The 22,838-nt window shown below is 71.8% G+C and carries 20 protein-coding genes; 12 read left to right on the top strand and 8 right to left on the bottom strand.

The features are described 5' to 3' along the window. Positions 1-14: 14 nt before the first annotated feature. Positions 15-1,679, bottom strand: coding sequence for a catalase (locus ACIBK3_RS17320; protein ID WP_399366374.1), 1,665 nt, complete (start codon positions 1,677-1,679; stop codon positions 15-17). A gap of 179 nt (positions 1,680-1,858) precedes the next feature. Here ACIBK3_RS17320 and ACIBK3_RS17325 point away from each other — a divergent pair, with 179 nt between their 5' ends. Further along, entirely contained in the window at positions 1,859-2,371 is a 513-nt protein-coding gene (locus tag ACIBK3_RS17325; protein WP_399366376.1) for a DUF1360 domain-containing protein, read from the top strand. 125 nt (positions 2,372-2,496) lie between these two features. On the opposite strand, the gene ACIBK3_RS17330 is transcribed toward ACIBK3_RS17325, so the two are convergent. Continuing rightward, positions 2,497-2,805: a hypothetical protein gene (locus ACIBK3_RS17330; protein ID WP_399366378.1), complete on the bottom strand. Its 309-nt coding sequence runs from the start codon at positions 2,803-2,805 to the stop codon at positions 2,497-2,499. Between the two features lie 177 nt (positions 2,806-2,982). On the opposite strand from ACIBK3_RS17330, the gene ACIBK3_RS17335 reads away from it, so the two are divergent. From ACIBK3_RS17335 to ACIBK3_RS17345, 3 genes are read left to right on the top strand one after another with little or no spacing between them, the layout of a single operon-like run. Next, on the top strand, positions 2,983-3,720 hold the full coding sequence (locus ACIBK3_RS17335) for a nucleotidyltransferase domain-containing protein (RefSeq protein WP_399366380.1): 738 nt from the start codon (positions 2,983-2,985) through the stop codon (positions 3,718-3,720). Continuing rightward, positions 3,717-4,007 carry a BON domain-containing protein gene (locus tag ACIBK3_RS17340; protein WP_399366382.1) on the top strand — a complete coding sequence of 97 codons (291 nt, stop codon included), beginning with the start codon at positions 3,717-3,719 and terminating at the stop codon, positions 4,005-4,007. The genes ACIBK3_RS17335 and ACIBK3_RS17340 overlap by 4 nt, the downstream gene beginning before the upstream one ends. Next, the gene (locus ACIBK3_RS17345) at positions 4,004-4,828 is read left to right on the top strand and encodes a metallophosphoesterase (protein ID WP_399366384.1); all 825 of its coding nucleotides are present in this window, start codon (positions 4,004-4,006) and stop codon (positions 4,826-4,828) included. Before ACIBK3_RS17340 ends, ACIBK3_RS17345 begins: the two co-directional genes overlap by 4 nt. A gap of 74 nt (positions 4,829-4,902) precedes the next feature. On the opposite strand, the gene ACIBK3_RS17350 is transcribed toward ACIBK3_RS17345, so the two are convergent. Continuing rightward, positions 4,903-6,096, bottom strand: coding sequence for an amidohydrolase (locus ACIBK3_RS17350; RefSeq protein ID WP_399366386.1), 1,194 nt, complete (start codon positions 6,094-6,096; stop codon positions 4,903-4,905). Between the two features lie 149 nt (positions 6,097-6,245). Here ACIBK3_RS17350 and ACIBK3_RS17355 point away from each other — a divergent pair, with 149 nt between their 5' ends. Both ACIBK3_RS17355 and ACIBK3_RS17360 read left to right on the top strand, forming a co-directional pair. After that, positions 6,246-6,809, top strand: a complete 564-nt coding sequence (locus tag ACIBK3_RS17355; protein WP_399366388.1) for a hemerythrin domain-containing protein — start codon at positions 6,246-6,248, stop codon at positions 6,807-6,809. A 387-nt stretch (positions 6,810-7,196) separates the two neighbouring features. Then, positions 7,197-8,471 (top strand): MFS transporter, encoded by a 1,275-nt coding sequence (locus ACIBK3_RS17360; protein ID WP_399366390.1) that lies wholly within the window; start codon positions 7,197-7,199, stop codon positions 8,469-8,471. Positions 8,472-8,492: 21 nt separating this feature from the next. Here the strand turns inward: ACIBK3_RS17360 and ACIBK3_RS17365 are convergent, their stop codons facing one another. Next, positions 8,493-9,020 (bottom strand): hypothetical protein, encoded by a 528-nt coding sequence (locus ACIBK3_RS17365; RefSeq protein WP_399366392.1) that lies wholly within the window; start codon positions 9,018-9,020, stop codon positions 8,493-8,495. A gap of 449 nt (positions 9,021-9,469) precedes the next feature. Next, positions 9,470-10,474 carry a LacI family DNA-binding transcriptional regulator gene (locus ACIBK3_RS17370; RefSeq protein WP_399366851.1) on the bottom strand — a complete coding sequence of 335 codons (1,005 nt, stop codon included), beginning with the start codon at positions 10,472-10,474 and terminating at the stop codon, positions 9,470-9,472. Positions 10,475-10,846: 372 nt separating this feature from the next. Between ACIBK3_RS17370 and ACIBK3_RS17375 the strand changes: the two genes are divergently transcribed. The 6 genes from ACIBK3_RS17375 (at position 10,847) to ACIBK3_RS17400 (ending at position 19,295) form a co-directional block, all read left to right on the top strand. Next, on the top strand, positions 10,847-11,773 hold the full coding sequence (locus ACIBK3_RS17375; RefSeq protein WP_399366394.1) for a carbohydrate ABC transporter permease: 927 nt from the start codon (positions 10,847-10,849) through the stop codon (positions 11,771-11,773). A 4-nt stretch (positions 11,774-11,777) separates the two neighbouring features. Beyond that, positions 11,778-12,725, top strand: coding sequence for a carbohydrate ABC transporter permease (locus tag ACIBK3_RS17380; protein ID WP_399366396.1), 948 nt, complete (start codon positions 11,778-11,780; stop codon positions 12,723-12,725). Positions 12,726-12,814: 89 nt separating this feature from the next. Further along, on the top strand, positions 12,815-14,149 hold the full coding sequence (locus ACIBK3_RS17385; protein ID WP_399366398.1) for an ABC transporter substrate-binding protein: 1,335 nt from the start codon (positions 12,815-12,817) through the stop codon (positions 14,147-14,149). An 85-nt stretch (positions 14,150-14,234) separates the two neighbouring features. After that, entirely contained in the window at positions 14,235-16,283 is a 2,049-nt protein-coding gene (locus tag ACIBK3_RS17390; RefSeq protein WP_399366400.1) for a beta-galactosidase, read from the top strand. A 131-nt stretch (positions 16,284-16,414) separates the two neighbouring features. After that, complete coding sequence (locus ACIBK3_RS17395; protein ID WP_399366402.1) at positions 16,415-18,463, top strand: glycoside hydrolase; 2,049 nt, start codon at positions 16,415-16,417, stop codon at positions 18,461-18,463. A gap of 364 nt (positions 18,464-18,827) precedes the next feature. After that, positions 18,828-19,295, top strand: coding sequence for a hypothetical protein (locus ACIBK3_RS17400; RefSeq protein ID WP_399366404.1), 468 nt, complete (start codon positions 18,828-18,830; stop codon positions 19,293-19,295). Positions 19,296-19,316: 21 nt separating this feature from the next. Here ACIBK3_RS17400 and ACIBK3_RS17405 read toward each other — a convergent pair whose 3' ends face one another. The 3 genes from ACIBK3_RS17405 to ACIBK3_RS17415 all read right to left on the bottom strand — a co-directional run bounded on the left by ACIBK3_RS17405 (position 19,317) and on the right by ACIBK3_RS17415 (position 22,740). Then, the gene (locus tag ACIBK3_RS17405) at positions 19,317-19,976 is read right to left on the bottom strand and encodes a beta-glucanase (protein ID WP_399366406.1); all 660 of its coding nucleotides are present in this window, start codon (positions 19,974-19,976) and stop codon (positions 19,317-19,319) included. 136 nt (positions 19,977-20,112) lie between these two features. Beyond that, positions 20,113-21,102 (bottom strand): DUF1932 domain-containing protein, encoded by a 990-nt coding sequence (locus ACIBK3_RS17410; RefSeq protein WP_399366407.1) that lies wholly within the window; start codon positions 21,100-21,102, stop codon positions 20,113-20,115. A 117-nt stretch (positions 21,103-21,219) separates the two neighbouring features. Further along, entirely contained in the window at positions 21,220-22,740 is a 1,521-nt protein-coding gene (locus ACIBK3_RS17415; protein WP_399366409.1) for an MFS transporter, read from the bottom strand. Positions 22,741-22,838 lie beyond the last annotated feature (98 nt).

Consider the following 22,838-nt stretch of genomic DNA (forward strand, 5'->3'; position numbering starts at 1 on the left):
GTCCCCGGAATGGATCACCTGGTCACGACGTGCCGCTCGTCCGGAACGCAGTGGGTCATGGTGAGTCCCTCGACGTCACGCGGCGGGTTCTTGCCCAGGTTGGCCAGCCGTTCGCGGTCCTCGTCCGTCAGGTCCTGGGAGGCCGGCGGTTCGAGGCCGGAGACGTCGTCGGGGCTGATGCCCAGACCCTCGCCGACCCGCAGCCCGAGGTCGTTCTCGACCAGCAGGAAGTGCCAGACCATGCGTTCCTGCACCGGCCGGTCGCACTGGGACAGCAGGTTGACGAAGTTGCCGACCAGGTCCTCGCGCTCCCACTCCTCCATCAGGAGATAGCGCTGGCCGGCCTGCAGGTAGTCGTTGGTGCGGGGGATGCGCTTGCGGGTCAGGCGGCCCCGGATCTCCGGCCCCTGCTCGTCGTGCGTGGGGTACTGGGCCTCCCGCAGACCGCCCCGGATCGAGGGCTCGTAGTTGACGTCGCGATTCTCGCCCGCACCGGCGCCGTCGACGTGGTAGGTCATCAGGCCGTCCCGCTGGTTGGTGCGGACGTCGGCGTTCTTGGCCTGGTTCACCGGGAGTTGGAGATAGTTGGGGCCCACCCGGTAGCGCTGGGTGTCGCTGTAGGAGAACGTGCGGCCGACGAGCATCTTGTCGTCGGAGAAGTCCAGGCCGTCGACGAGGACGCCGGTACCGAAGGAGATCTGCTCGTTCTCGGCGAAGAAGTTCTCCGGCATCCGGTTGAGCACCATCTTGCCCACGGGCCTGGGCGGGAACTCCTGCTCGGGCCAGGTCTTGGTGTCGTCAAGCGGGTCGAAGTCGAGTTCCGGGTGGTCGTGGTCGTCCATGATCTGGACCAGGAGCTCCCACTCCGGGTACTCGCCGCGCTCCACCGCCTCGTACAGATCCTTGGTGGCGTGGCCGAGGCCCTCCGCCTGGACGTTGGCGGCGTCCTCCTCGGTCATGCTGCGCACACCCTGCTTGGGCATCCAGTGGTACTTGACCAGCTTGGTCTCACCGGCCTCGTTGACCCACTTGTAGGTGTTCACGCCGAAGCCCTGCATGTGCCGGTAGTCCGCCGGGATGCCGCGCGGGCTGAACAGGTTGACCAGCATGTGCATCGACTCGGGCGTCTGCGACATGAAGTCGAAGATGCGCCGGGGCTGCTGCTCGAAGGTCACCGGGTCCGGCTTGAGGGCGTGGATGACGTCCGGGAACTTGATGGCGTCCCGGATGAAGAAGACACCCAGGTTGTTGCCGACCAGGTCCCAGTTGCCGTCCTCCGTGTAGAACTTCACCGCGAAGCCGCGGGGGTCGCGGGCGGCCTCGGAGGAGTCACGGCCGCCGATGACGGTGGAGAAGCGGACGGCCAGGTCGGTCCGCTTGCCGCGCTCCTGGAACAGCTTGGCCCGGGTGAAGCGGCTGATCGGCTCGTCGCCCCAGGCCCCGTACGCCTCGAAGTAGCCGTACGCGGTCACCCCGCGGGCGTGCACGACGCGCTCCGGGATCCGCTCCCGGTCGAAGTGGCTGATCTTCTCGAGGAACTGGTAGTTCTCCAGAGTGGCCGGGCCGCGGGCGCCGACCGTGCGCTGGTTCTGGTTGTCGTGGACCGGATGCCCCTGTCGGTTGGTGAGCACCTCGCGGTCGTCGCCGGGGGCGGGGCCCTTGCTCGACACGTCCGTCATGGTGATGGGCTCCTTCAACTCGTGGCTGCCGTGACCCGCGGATCGAAACGGCGCAGCAGCCGCCGACCGGTCGGTCACAGCCGGGCGGCCCGAGTACCCGGCACCGCGGGTCCGTCACACCCGCGGCGGATCTCCGGCGGTCCGGTGTGCCGGATGTCGCACGGGGGCACTCGGGCGCCATGACAGACGACGAACACCGTTCCGACGAGCGTCACTACGACGAGCAGGCCGAGGCCGAAGTGCCCCTGGCGGGCTACGCCACGCTCGCCGCGGCCTTCACCGGGGCCGCCGCGCTGTTCGCCGTGGCCGCGCGGCGACGCGGGGTGCGACTGCCCGACCGGGTGCCGCCGTGGGACGTGGCGCTGCTGGGGACCGCCACGTTCAAGGCGTCCAGGCTGCTGACCAAGGACCGGATCACCAGCTTTCTGCGAGCACCCTTCACCCGTCGTGAGGAGGAGGGCGCGGGCGGCGAGGTGAACGACGCCCCTCGCGGTGCGGGTGCGCGCCGCGCGGTCGGGGAGCTGCTGTCGTGCCCGTTCTGCACCGCCGCCTGGGTGGCCGGCGGTCTGACGGCCTCCTATGCCTCGGCGCCGCGTGCCGCCCGCCTGGTCTGCGCGGGCCTGAGCGCCGTCACGGTGGCGGACTGGCTGCAGTACGCCTGGACCTGGACAGAGGAGAAGACGGAGGGCTGAGAACGGTCCGGCGTCCCACTGGCCCATACACCCCTGTCAGCCCGGTGCCGGCACGCTCCTCGGGACCCCCGAGACGTAACCGCAGGTCCCACCGGGCTCCTCGCCTGACGGTCGACCTGCACCCGTCAGACCGTGTACCCCCGCGCCCCCAGCCACCGGTGCACGGCGTCCTTGTCCGCCGGGGTGATCCGGACGGGTCCTTCGACCCACGGGCCCTCGTCCTCGTTGAAGCCGGTGTCGGTGACCCGGGCGGTGACCCAGTGGGCCAGGTCGGCGGCGGCCCGGTCCGACAGCGAGCCCCGTTCCCATCCGGCTCGGGCCTCGCGGGCCGCGGCGGCGTCGTGCCGTTCGGTCTCCGCCAGCCAGGCCGGGACCAGCCGCTCGACGACCGCGCGCTCGTCCGCCATGGCCGACTGCTCGTTCTTGCTGTCCATACGGGCCGGGTGCCCGGATCCACCGAACCGTAAGGCCCGTCAGGCGGGCCTGACACCCGCGCACCGGGCTCGTGTCGACGGCGATGCGCCGGGTACTCGGAGATCTCGCCGTCACAGTCCTACGCCTGCGGTCCCGGATGCGGGCCGGGCGACGGGACGACCAGAAAGGGGGCAACGATGGCGCCGCACGCCGACGACAATGCTCTCGACCAGCGCGCCGGCGTCGCCGAGTTGCGGCTGGCGACAGGAGATCCCGAACTGGTTCCCCAGAACAAGGTGCTCACCGACGATCTCCCCCTCGACCGCAACCAGGCGATCCTGCAGGCCGCCAAGCAGGTCGGCGCGATCCTGAAGCGCAAGGGGCACAGGTTCGCGCTCGCGGGCAGTGTTGCCGTGTACGCCCACGGAGGCACCCAGAACCTCCAGCACGACGTCGACTTCGCCATCCGGCCCGAGGACGCCCAGGCCGTCGCCGAGAGCCTGCGCGAAGCCGGACTCCAGGTGTTCACCCCGCCGGAGGACTGGCTGCTGAAGGCCGACTGCCTCGGCCAGCAGGTCGACCTGATCTTCGAGCTGGCGCACCAGCCGGTCACCACGGAGCTGCTGGAGCGTGCGCAGGAGCTGTCGGTGGACTCGGTCTTCATGCCGGTGCTGGCGCCGACCGACCTGTTGCACAGCCTGCTGTCCGCCTTCTCCGAGCACCACTGCGACTTCGGAGCCGTCCTCCCGATCGCCCGCACCCTGCGCGAGCGGGTCGACTGGGACGCGGTGCGCGCGGCCTGCGGGAACGACCCGATGCCCGACGCGTTCTTCTACTTCCTGGAACGGCTGAAGGTCATCGACCCCAGGCCTGAGGAACCCCGGCGCGAGGAACCCGGGCCGACGGAGCCGGGGCCGAAGGAGGACCAGCGATGAGCGAGAACGCCGCCCCCCGCCCCGGTGACCCGGGCGGGGGCGCCGAGAACGCCGAGTACCGGGTCGCCCACCTGCGCGACCGGCTCGCCGCCGAGGAACTCGGCGAACTCGGCGTACGGGCCGAGGTGAGGGCCGGCGCGGTCGTGGTGACCGGCACGGTGCCCTCCGCGCAGTGCCGCGAGACACTGCTGCGGACCGTCCACGAGGAACTGGCCGGACTCGCCGTGCACACGGACGTGGTGGTGGCGGAGACCACCTCCCCCGATCATGCGGAGGACCTGTCGTGATCCGCGTAGCAGCCGTGGGGGACATTCACATGGGCCCCGACAGCCAGGGCCTGCTGCGGCCCGCCTTCGAGACCCTGCCCGACTGCGCCGACCTGCTGCTCCTGGCCGGGGACCTCACCCGGCACGGGACGCCCGAGGAGGCGCGGGTGGTGGCCCAGGAGGTACGGGGGCTGCCGGTGCCGGTCGTCGCCGTCCTCGGCAACCACGACCACCACGACGAACAGCCCGAGAAGGTCACCGGCATCCTCCAGGAGGCCGGTGTCACGGTGCTGGAGGGCGAGGGCACGGTCGTGGAGTGCGGCTCTGTCTCGGTCGGCATCGCCGGGGCGAAGGGCTTCGGCGGCGGGTTCGTCGGGCGCAGCGCCGGGGAGTTCGGCGAGCCGCTGATGAAGGAGTTCGTCCGCACCACCCGGCGCAGCGCCGACAGTCTGCGCGGCGCGCTGGAGGACGTGCGGGTGCGCGGGTGCGACGTACGGGTGGCGCTCACCCACTTCTCCCCCGTGGCCGACACGCTCGCCGGTGAGCCGCCGGAGATCTACCCGTTCCTCGGCAGCTACCTGCTGGCCGAGGCGATCGACACGGCCGGCGCGGACCTCTCCGTCCACGGCCACGCCCACGCGGGCACCGAGCACGGGATGACGGCCGGTGGTGTGCGGGTACGGAACGTGGCCCAGCCGGTGATCCGGCGGGCGTTCAACGTGTACCAACTGCACACCACCGACGGACCCCGGCTGACCCCGGCGGACCCCGATGACCGGCGCCGAGCGCCCGGCAGCGGGCCCCCCAGCGCCTGCCAGTGCCCGAACGAGGGCGTCATGTGACAGTGCCCGACGGTGGGGTCATTCGGTACCGGCCATGACGGTGGGGTCATTCGGTAGCGGCCATGACGGTGGGGTCATTCGGTAGCGGCCATGTGCGTCTGCCACGCCTTCTCCCGTACGTCCGGACACACCAGGACCTCCACGGCCGTGCAGGCCAGCGCCTCCGTCGCCGCCAGCATCACCTGACGGCCGCGCTCGGAGGCGGCCGCGGCGGCGAACTCGGGAGTGTGGTCGGAGCCCTCCGGGTCCGTGATGGCGACGAACGGGTGGATGGCGGGCACCCGCCCGCTGACGTTGCCGATGTCGGAGGAGCCGAGGTAGACGCCGGGTGCGGGCGGGGTCAGCTCGATGCCCGCGCGTTCCAGGTGCCGGGCGAAGTGTCCGGACAGCACCGGGCTGTCGCGGAAGTGCTCGTAGCGGAGGGTGGCTCGTTCGACGGCGGCCGTCGTACCCGTCGCCCGGGCCACGCCGTGCGCGCAGGTCAGCAGTTCCCCCGCCAGGTCCTCCAGGCCCACGGTCGTCACCGCGCGCAGCCCGAACAGGCCTTCCGCGTACTCGGGGACGATGTTCGTCGCCCGGCCGCCGTCCGTGATGATGCCCTGGATGTGCGAGCCCTCCGGCAGCCGCCGCCCCACCGCGTTGAGTGTGTTGAACAGCTGGATGAGCGCGGCGAGGGCGTCGACGCCCTCGGTGGGGTTCCCGGTGGGGTGGGCGGCACGGCCGTGGAAACCGACGCGGTACTGGGCCTGCGCGGTCAGCGGCGCCCACTGCCAGCTGTGGACGCCCGGGTGGAACATCAGCGCGGCGTCGACCTCGTCGAACAGGCCGGCCTCGGCCTCGATGATCTTGCCGCCGCCGCCCTCTTCGGCGGGCGTGCCCACGGCCCAGACCGTCCCTTCGTCCCGGTCCAGCACGGTCCGCGCGGCGAGGGCGGCGCCGAGACCGGCTGCGGCGATCAGATTGTGGCCGCAGGCGTGCCCGAGGCCGGGCAACGCGTCGTACTCCAGCAGCAGGGCCACGGCCGGCCGGGACGGCGTGCCCGCCCGTGCGGCGAAGGCGGTCGGCAGTCCGGCCGCGCCCTGCTCGACCACGAACCCCTCCCGCTGCAGCTCCGCGCCGAGCAGCTGGGCGGCCCGGTGCTCGGCGAAGGCGTACTCCGGGTCGGCGTGCAACACCCGTGCGACCTCCCACAGCCGATCCGCCCGTCCCGCCACCTCCCCGCGCACCCGTTCGAGCAGCTCGGGCAGCTCGTCGGCGGTGTCGGTCACGTCGGCCTCCCCGGTGGTCGTGTCCTGGTGCCCCTGCGGGTTCCAAGGAGGGCGCCCGTCCACACCCGCGCGTAGGAAGGTCGGCCCGGGGCACTCGAGGACCTGGCGGTTCCGCCCGGAGCCGTCCCGCTTGGCTGGAGGTGAGGAGCATGGGTCACGGAGGGAACGTCATCGACGAGCTGATGACCGACCACCGGGAGGTCGAGGAACTCTTCGGCAAGATCGAGGCGCTGCCGTCGGGTGACAAGAACCGCAAGGTCTACGCCGACCAGGTCACCATGGAACTGGTGCGGCACTCGGTCGCCGAGGAGGCCTATCTCTACCCGGCCGTACGGGAGCACCTGGTCAACGGGAACACCATGGCGGACCGGGAGATCGAGGACCACTCCAAGGCCGAGCAGACCATGAAGGACCTGGAGAGCTGCCAGGCGGACGACCCCGAGTTCGACCGGCTCATCGGGACGCTGATGACGGAGATCCGCGAGCATGTGGCCGACGAGGAGGAGAACCTCTTCCCGCAGCTGCGGGCGGCGTGCCCGGCGGAGGCGCTCGACGACCTCGGCGACAAGGTGCGCATGGCCAAGAAGGTCGCCCCGACCCGTCCGCACCCCTCCGCTCCGGACACCCCGCCGGCCAACAAGCTGCTGGCACCGGGAGCCGGCCTCGTCGACCGCGTGCGGGACGCCCTGACGGGGCGCGGCAAGCTCGACTGACCCACCCGGGAGACCCTGCGGGGCCCGTCGCTTCGGCGACGGGCCCCGCGTACTGTGATCAACCGCACTCGGCAGACCAAGTCCCGGACGCCGTCGGCCCATTGACCGGCCCCGTGGCAGCGGGCCGGACCGGGTTGGCGACCACTGGCCCGTCCCTTCTGTCACGATGGGCGGCGCCGTACCCCGGCTCTCTGGAGCGGCCGCGCAGCGCAGCCGGCGTTCCTTTCACCCGCCGTTGCCCCCGCCTGAGTCCTCCGACTCGTCTCCGAGTGCCGCACTGTGACTTCCTCCCTTCCTCCCGCCCTGCCCTCCCCTGCGCCGGAATCCGCCTCCCCGCCGCCGAAGCCCGCGTCCCGCTCGCCGTGGCGTTCCCTGAGATACCGCAGCATGCGCTGGTGGTCCGTCGCCAACTTCGTGTCCAACGCCGGTACGTGGATGCAGCTCACGGTGCAGAACCTGCTGGTCCTGCAGATCACCGGCTCCGCCGCCGCGACCGGGCTGTCCATGTCCGTCCAGGCCGCGCCCGCCCTGCTCATGAGCCTGCTGGGCGGGGCGGCCGTCGACCGCTGGCCCCGCAAGCTGACGGCCACCGTCAGCCAGGCGCTGCTCGGCGCCATCGCGTTCGTGACGGCGCTGCTCGTGGTGCTGGGCCGGCTCGACATGACCTCCCTGCTGGTACTGGCCGCGGTGACCGGCATCGTCGCCACCGTCGACGGGCCGGCCTGCGCCCTGCTCGGCAACGATCTCGTCCCGCCCGAGGACATCCCCTCCGCGATCGGGGTGGGCGCGCTGGTGCACAGCGCGGGCCGGCTCGTGGGAGCGGCCCTGGCCGGGGTGACGGTCGGCTTCGTCGGCACGGCCGCCGCGTACGCCGCGAACGGTGTGTCCTTCCTGTTCGTGGCGTCGGTCGTCCCGTTCCTGCGACCGGCGCCCGGGGCCACCCGGTCCTCCCCCTCCACCCCGTCCTCCCGGAAGCCGGTTCGCAAGGGCACGGAGCGGCGTGCCACCGGCTCCGACATGACCGTGCGGCAGGGGCTGGCCTTCTTCGCCCGCCGGCCCCGCCTGGTCGCGCTCGCCGCCGTCACCGGGATCAGCGCGGTCTTCGGCCGCAACTACGGCCTCACCCTGGCGGTGCTGGTCACCGGCCCGCTCGCGGGCGGCGCCGAAACCTTCGGTACGGTCTCCACGGTGCTCGCCGTCGGCGGGATCCTCGGCGCGGTACTGGGCGCACGCCTGCGACGGCCCTCGGTACGGCTGGTGGGCACCCTGGCCGCCGCGGGCGCGCTGCTTCAGGTGGCGGCGGGGCTGTCCCCGTCGGTGGCCGTGCTGCTGGTGCTCGTCCTGCCGATGGCGGTGGTGGAGTCCGTCTCCGACACCGCCGGAACAGCCGTCCTCCAGACCGATCCGCCCGCCCATCTGCGGGGCCGGGTGCTCGGCGTCTGGGGCAGCGTCGGCACGGTCTGGAGCCTCGGCGGCCCACCCGCTCTCGGACTGCTCATGGAACTGGCCGGGGCTCGCGGCGCCCTCGTCGTCGGCGGCCTCGTCATCGCCACCACCATCGGAGCCGGTTTCGCCCTGCGTTCCCGCCGCACCACGACGGTCGCCCTGCGCACCGAGGAGGACGGCCTGCCGAACCGCGCCACGCTGGGGACGGCCGCGTGACCTCGGCCCGCCCCGTCACCGTCAGGCGATGAGGGCCTGACCCGGCCGCAGCCGCTCCATCAGCTGGGTCTGATGGAGTGCGGCCACGGGTGCCAGGAGGTCGGGGTGGCGCAGGAGGGCCGCTGCCCGGCGGTCCGCCTCGTCGGGGGCGGTGAGACGGCGGAACTCGAACGCCGTACCGGCCGTGTGGCTGCCCTGGGCGAGCGCGGTCACCGCCAGGTGGGCCAGTTCCGGGTCGGTGAGCAGGCAGGCCGCCCAGCTGGCCACGACCTCGTCGACCCAGGTACGCCAGGCGTACTCGTCCGCGTCCCGCGCACCCACGTCGTCCGCGCCCGTGATCCAGTCCAGCCGGGTGGAACCCCCCGGGCCGGCCATCTGGACCAGGGCGGCGTCCATGGGCGTCGGATAGCGCAGCCAGGCGGCCACGGTCACCGCCTGCCGGGCCTGCACCTCGCACAGGGCGGAGGCCAGCGCGCCGCCGCCCGACGGATAGGCGCATGTCAGCCACTGGGCGGTCGCCGCGATGAGCGGGGAGAGATCTGCGAGCACTACCGGGCCGTCCGAACTCTTTCGGTGGGGACAGGGAGACTGCAGTGCACGGTAGCCGGGCGCCGCTCGCCCCGGCATGACGGGGGCCTCTCCGCAGACGTGGCCTCGGCCACACCGGCCCGGGCCGAGCCGCCCGGCCCACCACGCCGCCGCCCCGGTCACGCCGCCGCCCCGGGCACGCGGCGCACACTCCGCACCTGCGGCCCCGCGCCCCCAAGCCGCGCTCGCCGCGCCCCCGCGCGGGGCACGGCACCCGGCGCTCCGCGCCGAAGAAGTACACCCCGGCCCCCGAACACCACCCCACACCCACCCGCGCGGCCCCCGCGCCCCAGCGCGCGCTCGCCGCGCCCCCGCGCGGGGCACGGCACCCGGCGCTCCGGACGGGAAGAAGCACACCCCGGCCCCGCACACCCCGCCCCCGCGCACCCACTCCCCGACCCCCGACCGCGTCAGCTCCCCCCGCCACCCCCGCCCGGCGGCGGTCCCGTACTCGCCCGCACCACCAACCGGGTCGGCACGATGGTCGTCCCCCGCTCCGGTCCGCCCTGTCGCATCTTGCGCAGCACCGCGTCCACGCAGAGCCGTCCCACCTCGGCGAAGTCCTGGTGGAGCGTGGTGAGCGGCGGCAGGAAGGAGCTCGCCTCGGCGATGTCGTCGAAGCCGATGACGCTGACGTCCTCCGGCACCCGCCGGCCGCGTTCGTGCAGGGCGCGCAGCAGGCCCAGGGCCATCTGGTCGTTGGCCGCGAAGACGGCGGTGCAGTCCGGTTCGGTGGCGAGTTCGAGGCCGGCGCGGTAGCCGGACTCGGCCGACCAGTCCCCTCGTACGAGGCGCGGCGCGGGGCGCCCGGCCTCGGCGAGGACCGCGCGCCAGGCGTCGGCACGCCGCTGCGCGGCGAACGAGCCCTCGGGCCCGCCCAGATGCCATACGGTCCGGTGGCCCAGGCCGAGGAGGTGGTGGACGGCGGCACGGCTGCCGCCGGCCTGGTCGGTGTCGACGACGGTGTAGCGGTCGCCGGCGTCGGAGTCGACCACCACGACCTGGACGTGCGGCGGCAGCGTGACCGTCGCCGCGTCCAGCAGGTGGACCTCCATGATGACGATCACCGCGTCGACCGCGAGTTCCTCCAGCCGGCTGAAGGCGCCCCGCACCTCGTCCTGGGTGGGTACCGCGACCGGGAGCAGCGTCACCGCGTACCCCTCGTGCGCCGCGGAGTTGGCGATGGCCTCCAGCGTGCGCACGTTGCCGGTGGTGGACAGCGAGAAGGTGATGACGCCGATGGTGCGGAACTCACCGCGCTTGAGGGCGCGGGCCGCGCTGTTGGGCCGGTAGCCGAGTTCCTTCATCGCCGCGAGCACCTGGCGCCGGGTCTCCTCGTTCACACCGGCGTAACCGTTGGAGACCCGCGAGACGGTCTGCGACGAGACGCCCGCCATCCGGGCCACGTCCGCCATGGACGCGCTGGCCCGGCCGCCGCTCCGGGTGCGGCCGCGGGCGCGTGTCGGACCGTCGCCGCCGGCGCCCACCGCCCCACCTGCCGCTTCCGCGGCCTGTCCGGGCACGTTCGTCGGCGTTCTGCCAGATGTGTCCACTCGCCGTCCGCCTCCTCTCCACCGCTGCTCAGATCACGTTTCACTGAGGACGCTTGACCCCCGTCAACGGGGCAGTGTAGACATGCCGCCATCGGATGTTTACGTAAACATAACAGCACACCACCCCTACGGAGTGGCAGATGTTTGCGTAAACATCGTGCGGTGGGAGCGGCACCGGCGCCGGATGTCCGGACGCGCCCACCGGTTCCAGGACGTGGACGAGCGAGGAACGACATGACGACGCTGCAACCGCCGGCGGCCGCCGAGCCGCGGCCGGCACCACCCCCGGCGCGACGGGACCGCCGCTCCTGGACGGGGTGGGGTTTCATCGGTCCCTTCGTGGCCGTGTTCGCCCTGGTGTTCCTGGCTCCGATCGCGTACTCGGTCTATCTGAGCCTGTACCGCAACCAGTTGATCGGCGGAAACACGTTCGTCGGCCTGGACAACTACAAGCAGGCCCTGCAGGACGACCAGTTCTGGGCGTCGCTCGGGAGGGTCTCGCTGTTCCTGTGCGTGCAGGTGCCGATCATGCTCGGTATCGCGCTGCTGGTGGCCCTGGCGCTGGACAGCGGGCGGCTCTACGGCAAGAGCTTCTTCCGCATCACGATCTTCCTGCCGTACGCGGTGCCCGCCGTCGTCGCCACCCTGATGTGGGGCTTCATGTACGGCACGGAGTACGGGCTGGTGGGCGACATCAACCAGGCCTTCGGCGTCACCCTGCCCGACCCGCTCTCGCCCGACCTGGTGCTGGCGTCGATCGGCAACATCGTCACCTGGGAATTCGTCGGCTACAACATGCTGATCTTCTACTCGGCGCTGCGCGTCATCCCGCACTCGCTGTACGAGGCGGCGGAGATCGACGGCGCCGGACAGTTCCGCGTCATCACCGCGATCAAGCTGCCCGCGATCCGGGGCGCCCTCGTGATCGCGACGATCTTCTCGATCATCGGCAGCTTCCAGCTCTTCAACGAGCCGAACATCCTGCGGAAGCTGGCCCGCAACGCCATCACGACGGACTACACCCCGAACTTCTACACGTACTCGCTGTCCTTCAACGGCCAGCAGCACAACTACTCCGCCACGGTGGCCATCATCATGGGGCTGATCACCATAGTGATCGCCTATGCCGTGCAGCTGCGCGGCATGCGCAAGGGAGCGTGACCCGATGAGCACCCCTGTCACCACCGCCTCCCCCACCGCTCCCGCCGAGACCGGCGGCCCCGGCAAGGGCGCGCCGCGGCTGCGGGGCCCGCGCCGGTACTCGGTCAACCGGCCCAAGCGCAGTGTGCTCCTGACGGTCATGATTTCGCTGCTGGTCATCTACACCGTCGTGCCGCTGATCTGGCTGGCCATCAACGCCACCAAGACCCAGGCGGGCCTGGCCGATTCGTCCGGGCTGTGGTTCGCCCACGACTTCGCCCTGTGGGACAACATCCGGGACACCTTCACGTACGACGACGGCGTGTTCACGCGCTGGCTGCTGAACACCCTGTTGTACGTCGTACTGGGCGCCGGCGGAGCCACCCTGCTCGCGGTCCTGGGCGGCTACGCGCTGGCGAAGTTCGACTTCCCCGGCAAGCGCGGCATCTTCGCGATGGTCATCGGCGCGGTGGCCGTCCCCGGTACGGCCCTCGCGGTGCCCACCTTCCTGATGTTCAGCAAGATGGGCCTGACCGACACCCCGTGGGCGGTCATCATCCCCTCGCTGGTCTCGCCGTTCGGCCTGTACCTGATGTGGGTGTTCGCCACCGAGGCCATCCCCACCGAACTCCTGGAGGCGGCCCGCATCGACGGGGCCGGTGAGGCGCGCACCTTCTTCACGGTCTCCCTGCCGCTGCTCGCCCCCGGCATCGTGACCGTGCTGCTGTTCACCACGGTCGCGACCTGGAACAACTACTTCCTGCCGCTGATCATGCTCAAGGACTCGGACTGGTACCCCCTGACCCTGGGCCTGAGCGTCTGGAACTCCCAGGCGGAGACGATCGGCGGCCAGGTGATCTACAACCTGGTGATCACCGGTTCGCTGCTCACCATCGTGCCGCTCATCGCCGCGTTCCTGCTGCTGCAGAAGTACTGGCAGTCGGGTCTCGCGGCCGGAAGCGTCAAGGAGTGATGCCCGCGGCCCTCCGGCCGCCCCTCAGCCCCACGTTGACCCCCACCACCCTCACCCTGTCCCACCCACGAAGAAGTGGAAGCATCTCGATGCGCAGAACGACCGGCCGCCTGCTGCGCGGCCTCGCCCTCCTCTCCACCCTCGCCCTGGGGGCCACCGCGTGCGGAGGCTCCGACGACGACTCGGGCCAGAAGGCGGTCTCCGCCGGAGACATCCAGGCTGCCCTGAAGAAGGGCGGCACGGTCAACGTCTGGGCCTGGGAGCCCACGCTGAAGTCGGTGGCGGCCGACTTCGAGAAGAAGTACCCCAAGGTCAAGATCAACCTCGTGAGCGAGCGGTCCGGCGACAAGCACTACACCGCCCTGTCGAACGCCATATCGGCGGGCAAGGGCGTGCCCGACGTCGCCCAGGTCGAGTACTTCGCGCTGGGCCAGTACGCCCTCACCAAGGGCCTCACCGACCTGGCCCCCTTCGGCGCCGACAAGCTCGCGTCCAAGTACAGCCCGGGTCCGTGGAACGCCGTGAGCGAGGACAAGGCCGTCTACGGCCTGCCGATGGACTCCGGCCCGATGGCGCTGTTCTACAACAAGAAGGTCTTCGACAAGTACAAGGTCGCGGTGCCGACCACCTGGGACGAGTACGTCGAGGCGGCCCGCAAGCTGCACAAGGCCGACCCCAAGGTCTTCATCGCCGCCGACGCGGGCGACGCGGGCCTCACCACCAGCCTGCTGTGGCAGGCCGGCTCACGCCCCTACAAGGTCGACGGCACCAACGTGGCGATCAACTTCGCGGACGCGGGTGCCAAGAAGTACACGGACATCTGGCAGAAGCTGATCGACGAGAAGCTTCTCGCGCCCGTCAACGGCTGGACCGACGACTGGTACAAGGGTCTGGGCGACGGCACCCTCGCCACCCTGCCCAGCGGCGCCTGGATGCCCGCCAACTTCGTCACCGGCGTGCCGAACGCCAAGGGTGACTGGCGCGCGGCCCCGATGCCTGCCTGGACCAAGGGCGACAAGGCGAGCACCGAGAACGGCGGCAGCTCCCTTGCCCTGCCCGCGCTGGGCAAGAACAAGGAACTCGCCTACGCCTTCGTCAAGTACGCCAACGCCGAGGACGGCGTGCAGACCCGCGTCAAGCAGGGCGCCTTCCCGGCGACCACCGCGGAGCTTCAGTCCACCGAGTTCCAGAACACCAAGTTCGACTACTTCGGCGGCCAGCAGGCGAACAAGATCTTCGCCGAGTCCGCCGCCAACGTCGCCGACGACTGGTCGTACCTGCCCTTCCAGCCGTACGCCAACTCGATCTTCAACGACACCGTCGGCAAGGCCTACATCTCCGGCACCAAGCTGACGGACGGTCTGAAGGCCTGGCAGGACGCCTCGATCAAGTACGGCAAGGAGCAGGGCTTCACCGTCAAGTAGCGAGAAGCAGCAGGGAAGCAGCAAACGCCGGGCGGCGCGGTGGATCACCGCGCCGCCCCCGTGTACCACCTTCGGAAGGACCGCCATGATCTCCACCCTCCACTCCCGCCTGCGCGGGGCGGACGGTGACCCCACTCCCGCTCCCCGTCTCGCCTACGGCGCCGACTACAACCCCGAGCAGTGGCCGCGGGACGTGTGGGAGGAGGACGTCCGGCTGATGCGGGAGGCCGGCGTCAACGTCGTCTCCGTGGGGATCTTCTCCTGGGCCCGCATCCAGCCGGCCGCGAACCAGTGGGACTTCGGCTGGCTCGACGAGGTCATGGATCTGCTGCACCAGGGCGGCATCGGGGTCGACCTGGCCACCGCCACCGCCTCACCGCCGCCCTGGCTGACCACGGCCCACCCCGAGATCCTGCCGGTCACCGCGAACGGCGAGACACTGTGGCCGGGCGCCCGCCAGCACTGGCGGCCCACCTCCCCGGTCTTCCGCGAGCACGCCCTGCGCCTGGTACGGGAGATGGCCAGCCGGTACCAGGACCACCCCGCGCTGGTCGCCTGGCACGTCTCCAACGAGCTGGGCTGCCACAACATCTACGACTACTCCGACGACGCGGCCCGCGCCTTCCGCGGCTGGCTGCGCGCCCGTTACGGCACGCTGGAGGCGCTCAACCACGCGTGGGGGACGGCGTTCTGGTCGCAGCGCTACAGCGACTGGGAACAGATCCTGCCGCCGCGGCTCGCCGCCTCCCACCCCAACCCGACCCAGCAGCTGGACTTCAAGCGCTTCTCCTCGGACGCGTTGAAGGACTACCTGCGGGCGGAGCGGGACATCCTGCGCGAGATCACCCCGGACGTGCCGGTCACCACCAACTTCATGGTGATGGGCGGCACCAAGGGCATGAACTACCCGGACTGGGCGGAGGAGATCGACTTCGTCTCCAACGACCACTACGTCCACCCCGGCCCCCAGGACCGCGACGAGCTGTCCTTCTCCGCCAACCTCACCAGCGGCATCGCGGGCGGCCGGCCCTGGTTCCTGATGGAGCACTCCACCAGTGCCGTCAACTGGCAGCCCGTCAACGTGGCCAAGCGGCCCGGTGACCTGGCCCGTGACTCACTGCTGCACGTGGCGCACGGCGCCGACGCGGTGTGCTTCTTCCAGTGGCGGCAGTCGGCGGCCGGCGCCGAGAAGTACCACTCCGCTATGGTCCCGCACGCCGGCGCCGACAGCGACCTCTTCCGTGCGGTCACCGACCTCGGCGCCACGCTGAAGACCCTCGCCCCGGTCGCCGGGTCCGAACGGGAGCCGGCCAGGGTCGGGATCGTCTACGACTGGGAGTCGTGGTGGGCGAGCGAGCAGGACTCGCACCCCACCTCCCTGCTGGACTACCGCCAGGAGGCCCTCGACTGGTACTCGGCGCTGCTCCGCCTCGGCATCCGCGCCGACCTGGTCACCACCCGCGCCGACCTGTCGCGCCACCAGGTGCTGATCGCCCCGGTGCTGCACATGGTGCCCGCCGACCTCGCCAAGGACCTCACCCGGTACGCCGAGCAGGGCGGCCACCTGATCACGACGTACTTCTCCGCGGTCGTCGACGAGAACGACCACGTCTGGCTCGGCGGCTACCCGGGCGCTCTGCGCGACCTGCTGGGCCTGCGCATCGAGGAGTTCGGGCCGCTGCTCGCCGGGGACACGGTCGAACTGGACGACGCGTCCACGGGCAGCGTGTGGACCGACCGGATCACGGTCACCGACCGGCAGACACAGGTCCTGGCCCACTACCGCACCGGCGCTCAGGCCGGCCGCCCGGCCGTCACCCGGCGGGAGACGGGCGCCGGTTCGGCGGCCTACGTGTCCACGCGGCTCGGCGTCGAGGGTCTCACCGCCCTGCTGCCGCGTCTGCTCGGTCCGGCCGGTGTGGAGAGCGAACTGCCCGCGGAGATACGCGGCCTGGTCGAGCTGACCGTGCGCCGCGGTCCCGGCAGCCGGTTCCTGTTCCTGGTCAACCGGACCGACGACACCGTGCCGGTGACCGGTGTTCCCGGCGAGGTCCTCGTCGGGAACACCGCCGCCGACGGCACGCTCACGCTCGGGCCGAGGGAGGTCGCCGTACTGCGGCAGCCCGCCGGCTGACACCCGCCCAAGAAGAACACCGCACCCGCACCCCACGACTCCTCGAACGGCACGTGCCGTTCGAGGGCCGTCCTCTCCCGCTCCTCCGCGGGAGGGGCATCACAGCGACCACACTCCAGTTGGGAGCACAGATGGCACGCCGTACCCGCAGCGGACGGTCCCTCGGGGCCGCCGCCCTGACGGCCCTGGCCACCGGGGCCGCCCTGCTCAGCGTCCCCGCGCAGGCACAGGCGGAGGCCACCGCCTCCGTCACCGTGCAGCCGGACCCGTCGTACAGGCAGGAGAAGTTCGAGGGCTGGGGCACCAGCCTGGTCTGGTTCGCCAACGCCACCGGCGACTACCCGCCGGCGATACGCGAGAAGCTCGCGAGGCTCCTCTTCGGCGACGACGGCCTCGCGCTGAACATCGCCCGGTACAACATCGGCGGCGGCAACGCTCCCGACGTCAAGGACTACCTGCGCGCCGGCGGTGCCGTCGAGGGCTGGTGGAAGGCGCCCGCGGGCACCACCCGCGAGGACACCGACTGGTGGAGCGCCGACGACCCGGCCGACTGGAACAAGGACGCCGACGCCACCCAGCGCTGGTGGGTGGACCGCATCAAGAAGGACATCACCCACTGGGAGACGTTCAGCAACTCGCCGCCCTGGTTCATGACCGAGAGCGGTTACGTCTCCGGCGGATTCGACGCCGACAAGGACCAGTTGAAGGCCGACTCGGTCGACGACTTCGCCGCCTACCTGGCGGGGGCGACCAAGCGGCTGGAGAAGGCTGAGGGCATCAAGGTCGACACGGTCGACCCGTTCAACGAGCCCAACACCGGCTACTGGGGCACCAAGCTGGGCGCGGACGGCGAGCCGGTCGGCGGCCGTCAGGAGGGCGCGCACATCGGCCCCGAGCTCCAGCAGAAGGTCCTGGCCGCGCTGGCGCCCGCGCTGAAGAAGGCGAAGGTCAAGTCGGAGATCTCGGCGATGGACGAGACCAACCCGTCGATCTTCGCGCAGAACTGGAACACCTACTCGCAGGCGTCGCGCGACCTCGTCGACCAGATGAACGTCCACACCTACGGCACCGGGCAGCGCACCACGGTGCGGGACCTGGCCAAGGCGGCGGACAAGCCGCTGTGGATGAGTGAGGTCGAGGGCGACTGGGGCGACGGTCAGAGCTTCACCGACATGCGGCCGGGTCTCGGGCTCGCCCAGCAGATCGTCAACGACCTGCGGGAACTGGAGCCCAGCGCCTGGGTGTTCTGGCAGCCGGTCGAGGACTACGACAACATGAAGCCGGGCGGCGAGTCCGCCAAGGGCGGCAACTGGGGCAGCATCCAGCTCCCGTTCAGCTGCAGCTCGAAGGACACCCTGAAGTCCTGCCCGATCTACACGAACACCAAGTTCGACACGGCTCGCAACTTCACGCACTTCATCAAGCCCGGCGACAAGCTGATCAAGGTGAACGACACCTCCAGCGCCGCCGCCGTGACCGCGAACGGCAAGGGCGCCTCGCTCGTCCACGTCAACAGCACCACCGCGCCCCGCACGGTCACCGTCGACCTGTCGAAGTTCCGCACCATCAGCCGTGGCGCGACCGTCACCCCGGTCGTCACCAGCGCCGACGGCAAGCTCCAGCCGCAGGCGCCGATCAAGGTCAGCGGCCGCGAGGCCACCTTCACCGTGCCCGCCCAGTCGGTGACGTCGTTCGCCATCAAGGGTGTCTCCGGTGTCGCGAAGGACGCCCCGCTGCTGAGCAAGGGCCACACCTACACGCTGACCGGTGTCCAGAGCGGCAAGGCGGTCACGGTCGCGGCGAACGGATCCAGCCTGGTCATCGGCGCGGCCAACGGCAGCACCGCGCAGGAGTGGCAGCTGGACGCCCGCTACGGCAAGACCGGCGCTCGCCAGCGGTACGTGTTCGCCAACCCGGCGGAGGGCGAGCGACTGGCCGTCCGCGACAACGTGCCCGTGGTGGAGCCCGACACGGGTGAGCGGGACCCCGCCACCGAATGGATCATGTCGACCACCGGTGACGGCACCTGGACCCTGGTCAACGCGGCCACCGGACGCGTCCTGGAGGTCGGCGGCCAGGCCACGAACGAGGGCGCGGCCGTCACGACCTGGCAGCCCAACTCCGGCTCCAACCAGCGCTGGACGGTCACGGACGTGACGGACGAGGTGGCTGGCGACTAGGGCCTGTTGCGGAAGTGGCCTCTGCCGCGCGACGCCCGGCACGCACTCTCGCCGCACCGCCCGAAAGCCCGAGTACGCCCAGTACGAGGGCTTCCGGGCGGCACTCCCCCAGCCTTCGGCCGGGGGGACCCCCAGAGCACGCACCGGACGCCGCGCGGCCGCCCTCCGGGCAACGAGGCCACTTTCGCAACAGGCCCTAGCTCCGTCCCGACACCCGCGTAATCCGAGCTCTGCCGTACCGCCCCCACCCGCGGTACGGCAGAGCTTCTTCGTGGGCCGTTCGAGTGGTGCGCCGCCGGTCGCGGCCGTAGCGTCGGTGGCGGCGGACCAGCAGGGCGCCGGGGCGAACGGCGGGGAGCGGAACATGCGCACACACGGGGTGGCCAAGGCGGCCATGGTCTGTGCCGTCCTGGTGTTCGCGGCGTTGACGGGCACGGCGTCCGCCGCCCCCGGGAAGTCGTCGTCACCGCCGCGGACCGTGGCACGGCGGGGGTCGGAGCCCGTGCTGGTCGACTGTTCCTGGAAATCCCGTGTGCGCCCGGCGGACTTCGTGCTCGCCTGCGGCGACGGCAACAGCCGGCTCGGCTCGCTGCACTGGTCGCGCTGGGGCGCCCACTCGGCGGTGGCCAAGGGCCGCAACGTCGTCAACGACTGCGATCCGTACTGCGCGGCGGGCACCTTCCACTCGTATCCGGTCGTGGTCCGCCTCGACCGTCCCGAACGCTGGAGCAGGCACCCGCACCTGCGGCACTACGCACGGATGACGCTCACCTACCCCGAGGGCAGGCCGGAGCACCTGGCGCGCGTGGTGACGTACCCGCTGTGGAGCTGAGCGGGCCGGCGGCGTACGGCGTCAGAGGTCTTCCGTGCGGTGCACGGCCAGACTCGCCACCTCGAACGACAGCTCGTCGACGTCCGGTTCGGGCGGCGGGTGGTAGCGGCCGGCGCACACGGAGAGGTTGACGATCAGGTACGCGTGCCAGTCGCGGCCCACTCCGCGCTCGTCGCAGAAGACCGGGGCACCGTTCAGGGACCACGTCACGGCGGTCCTGCCGAACTCCACGGCCAGGTCGATCCAGCCGCCGGGCCGCACGGCCGGGTCGCGGTGGTAGCGGTGGCCGCCCCGGACGTGGTTGGACAGCTCCAGGAGGTCCGGATGGTCGGGGTGGTACTCGAACACGTCGATCTCCTGGTCGCCGTCACGCCAGGTCCACACGGCAGGCCAGGCACCGGTCCCGGTGGGGAGCCGCACCCGGGTCTCCAGCCGGTCCCCCGTACGGAGCGTGAAGCCCTCCTCGCTCTCCTCGGTGGTCAGCAGTCCGGTGTCCCAGAGGCCGTCGGGGCGGCGGGTGGCCCGGAAGACACCGCCGCGGGAGTAGGCGCGGTCGGCGACCAGATGGTCGAGCTTGTCGTCGCCCGGGTTCACCGGGCCGCCGTCGGGATAGGCCCAGGAACGGCCCGCGACCCATTGGCGGGCCGAGTCGAAATCGGCGGTGAAGGCGGCTCGGGTCACAGTCGGTCTCCCTGTCCCTCGACTGCGGTGACGCGGGGTGTCCTCCCCCTCAGGGCCGCGCCCATGCGGTCCGGGCCCGGCACCACCCGACGGGGTGAGCGGTGCGTACACCCGTGCGCCGCCGGTCGACGGGCTGTCAGGCCTCCTCGTCCCGCAGACGGTCCTCTTCGTCCGCCCGGCCGCCCCCCTCGTCCGGCCGGTGGGTCTCCTCCTCCGGCCGGAGGGTCTCCTCGTCCGGCCGGCGGGTCCTTTCGTCCGGCCGGCGGCCCTCCTCGTCCGGCCGGCGGGGCATGAGGTCGGCGATCAGGCGATCGCTCGGTACGGCGGGGTCGTCCTTGTGGGCCTGCCAGCGGTCGAAGGTGTGTGCCGCGGCGTCCGCGAAGCTGCCGGGCAGGCCGCTGCCGCGCCAGGCCTCGGCGATCTCCCGCATCTCCGGCTCCCACCGCCAGGCCTTGGCGCCCGCGCCGGCCAGCTGGTCGGGGCGGGCCAGCGGGGTGTCCGGCAGCAGGTGAGCGGCCAGCTCGCGGAGTTCGTCGAGGACGCCGTGGCCGGCGGCGAGGGCACTGGCCTCGGCGGCGAGCGCGTACGAGATCTTGTTGTAGGCGGCGAAGGCCAGCTTGAGCGCCGATGCCCGGCCGATCGGGCCGGGCAGGACGACCGGGGTCAGCAAGGTGCCGTCGAACAGGGCCCGGACGGACTCCACGGCGGTGGCGTCGCCCGAGAGGTACAGCCGGGTGGTGCCGGGTGTGCGGGGAGGGGGCCCGGTGACACCGCCGTCGACGACCGTCGCCCCGTGGGCCCCCAGCACCTCGCTGATCTGTGCCATGTGCCGGGGGCTGATCGCGTTGGCGTCGACGTAGACGCCGTCGAAGCCGGTGGCCGCGATCTGCTGGGCGACGTCGAGGGCGGCGGCCGGCGGGCACACGCTCAGGATCACCTCGCACCCGGCGGTCAGCTCCGCCATGCTGCGGGCCGCCGCGAGTCCCACGGCGGCGGCCCGCTCACGGGTGGCGGCCGACCGTCCCTCCGCCAGCCACCGCACGCCGGCTCCGGCCGCCACGGCCTGGGCGGCCACCTGCGCTCCCATGGAGCCGGGGTGCACGACGCCCACGTTCGTTCGAACCATGCCGGGACCTTATCGCCGTCGACATCGTCGTCGACATCGCCGTGTACGAGCCTCTCGGAGCGGGGACCGGTCCGTCCGGCGAGCACCGCCCCCACCCCTGCCCCCCACCGCTCACCCTCACCCCAGACTCGCGTGCCCATGACTGTGGGACACCTCGGGCGGGCACGGATCGCGGCGCGCCCTGCGGTCCCGCAGCCAGTCGCGCACCGCCAGCGCGAGCGCGCACAGCACCGGCGCGATGCCGGAGCCCACGGCGATCGCGACCGCCGACCGGTAGTCGTGGGCGTCGGCGTCGAGCACCAGGTAGAACAGGCCCGGCAGGGCGGCCGTACCGACCGCGCCGCCGAGCCGCTGCCCGGTCTGCAGCGCTCCTCCCGCCGCGCCCGCCATCCGCACCGGGACCTCGCGCAGGGTCATGGTGACGTTGGGGGAGATGACACAGCCGCTGCCCAGACCGCCGACGAACAGGACGGGGGCCGCCAGCCACACCGCGAGGTCGGCGGGGGCCAGGCGCAGACACAGGACAGCGCCGCCCAGTCCGAGGGCCACGGCGGTGAGCCCGCACACGGTCAGCAGCCGGCCCAGCCGCTCCACGAGCTGGCCGGCCACCACCGCGGCGAGCGCCGAGCCGAGCGCGAACGGTGTCACCGCCAGCCCGGACCGCAGCGGCGAATACCCCTGCCCGTTCTGGAAGTAGAGGGCGAACACCAGCCACACCCCGCTGAAGCCGACGAAGTACAGGGTGGCGATGGCGGCCCCGGCCGCGTAGCCGCGGGCGGCGGTCACCAGCCCGGGGTCGAGCAGGGGCTGTCCGCCGCGTGCGGCGACCCGCCGCTCCCAGCGGACGAAGGCCGCCAGGAGTGCCGCGCCGACGAGGAAGAGCCACCACAGCTGTCGTACTCCTCCCGACTCGGCGAGCACGAGCGGCAGCATCAGGGCCAGGACTCCGCTGCCGAGGAGGGAGACGCCCGGCAGGTCGAGGCGTTCGCCGCGGCCGGGGGCGAGTTTCGGCAGCAGCCGCAGTCCCAAGGCCAGCGCGAGCACGCCGACGGGGACATTGACGTAGAAGATCCAGCGCCATCCCTGCGGCCCGTCGGCCAGCTTGAGGATCAGTCCGCCCACCACCGGCCCGACGGCGCTGGAGATGCCGACCGTGGCGCCGAACAGGCCGAAGGCACGGCCGCGTTCGGCGCCGCGGAACATCTGCTGGATCAGGGCGGAGTTCTGCGGGGCGAGACAGCCCGCGGCGACGCCCTGGGCGAGCCGGGCCACGATCAGCAGCTCGATCGAGGGGGCCGCGCCCGCCACCGCGCTGCACAGCACGAACGCCGTCAGCGCCAGCAGGAAGATGCGGCGCCTGCCGATCGCGTCGCCCACGCGTCCGGCGGTGACCAGGACAAGGGCGAACGCGAGGGCGTATCCCGAGACCACCCACTGGATCGCGGGCGCGGAGGCATGCAGGTCCCGCTGCATCGACGGCAGGGCGACCGCGACGATCGTCACATCGAGCAGGCTCATGAAACCGGCCACGAGGGTCACCCACAGGGCCTTCCACCGCCTGGGGTCGGCTCCCTCGGCTCCTGCGGCCAGGCCTGCCGGGGTGCCGCCCCGGCCGTCCGCCTTCGCCCCGGTGCCCACGCGGGCTCCTCTCCGCTCTCCGCTTCCTCCCCGACGGGTATCCCGACGGGCGTGCCGCCCGGCATGACTCAGCGCACTTCACATTTTCCCCACACTCA

The organism is Streptomyces sp. NPDC050287, assembly GCF_044459385.1.
Lineage (GTDB): Bacteria > Actinomycetota > Actinomycetes > Streptomycetales > Streptomycetaceae > Streptomyces.

Excerpts from the sequence above, each read along its gene's own strand:
- ACIBK3_RS17410 (WP_399366407.1), bottom strand. The coding sequence starts at position 21,102 with ATGGTTCGAACGAACGTGGGCGTCGTGCACCCCGGCTCCATGGGAGCG.
- ACIBK3_RS17390 (WP_399366400.1), top strand. The coding sequence starts at position 14,235 with ATGATCTCCACCCTCCACTCCCGCCTGCGCGGGGCGGACGGTGACCCC.
- ACIBK3_RS17400 (WP_399366404.1), top strand. The coding sequence starts at position 18,828 with ATGCGCACACACGGGGTGGCCAAGGCGGCCATGGTCTGTGCCGTCCTG.
- ACIBK3_RS17340 (WP_399366382.1), top strand. The coding sequence starts at position 3,717 with ATGAGCGAGAACGCCGCCCCCCGCCCCGGTGACCCGGGCGGGGGCGCC.
- ACIBK3_RS17395 (WP_399366402.1), top strand. The coding sequence starts at position 16,415 with ATGGCACGCCGTACCCGCAGCGGACGGTCCCTCGGGGCCGCCGCCCTG.
- ACIBK3_RS17360 (WP_399366390.1), top strand. The coding sequence starts at position 7,197 with ATGCGCTGGTGGTCCGTCGCCAACTTCGTGTCCAACGCCGGTACGTGG.
- ACIBK3_RS17370 (WP_399366851.1), bottom strand. The coding sequence starts at position 10,474 with ATGGCGGACGTGGCCCGGATGGCGGGCGTCTCGTCGCAGACCGTCTCG.
- ACIBK3_RS17325 (WP_399366376.1), top strand. The coding sequence starts at position 1,859 with ATGACAGACGACGAACACCGTTCCGACGAGCGTCACTACGACGAGCAG.
- ACIBK3_RS17335 (WP_399366380.1), top strand. The coding sequence starts at position 2,983 with ATGGCGCCGCACGCCGACGACAATGCTCTCGACCAGCGCGCCGGCGTC.
- ACIBK3_RS17375 (WP_399366394.1), top strand. The coding sequence starts at position 10,847 with ATGACGACGCTGCAACCGCCGGCGGCCGCCGAGCCGCGGCCGGCACCA.
- ACIBK3_RS17355 (WP_399366388.1), top strand. The coding sequence starts at position 6,246 with ATGGGTCACGGAGGGAACGTCATCGACGAGCTGATGACCGACCACCGG.
- ACIBK3_RS17320 (WP_399366374.1), bottom strand. The coding sequence starts at position 1,679 with ATGACGGACGTGTCGAGCAAGGGCCCCGCCCCCGGCGACGACCGCGAG.
- ACIBK3_RS17330 (WP_399366378.1), bottom strand. The coding sequence starts at position 2,805 with ATGGACAGCAAGAACGAGCAGTCGGCCATGGCGGACGAGCGCGCGGTC.
- ACIBK3_RS17380 (WP_399366396.1), top strand. The coding sequence starts at position 11,778 with ATGAGCACCCCTGTCACCACCGCCTCCCCCACCGCTCCCGCCGAGACC.
- ACIBK3_RS17385 (WP_399366398.1), top strand. The coding sequence starts at position 12,815 with ATGCGCAGAACGACCGGCCGCCTGCTGCGCGGCCTCGCCCTCCTCTCC.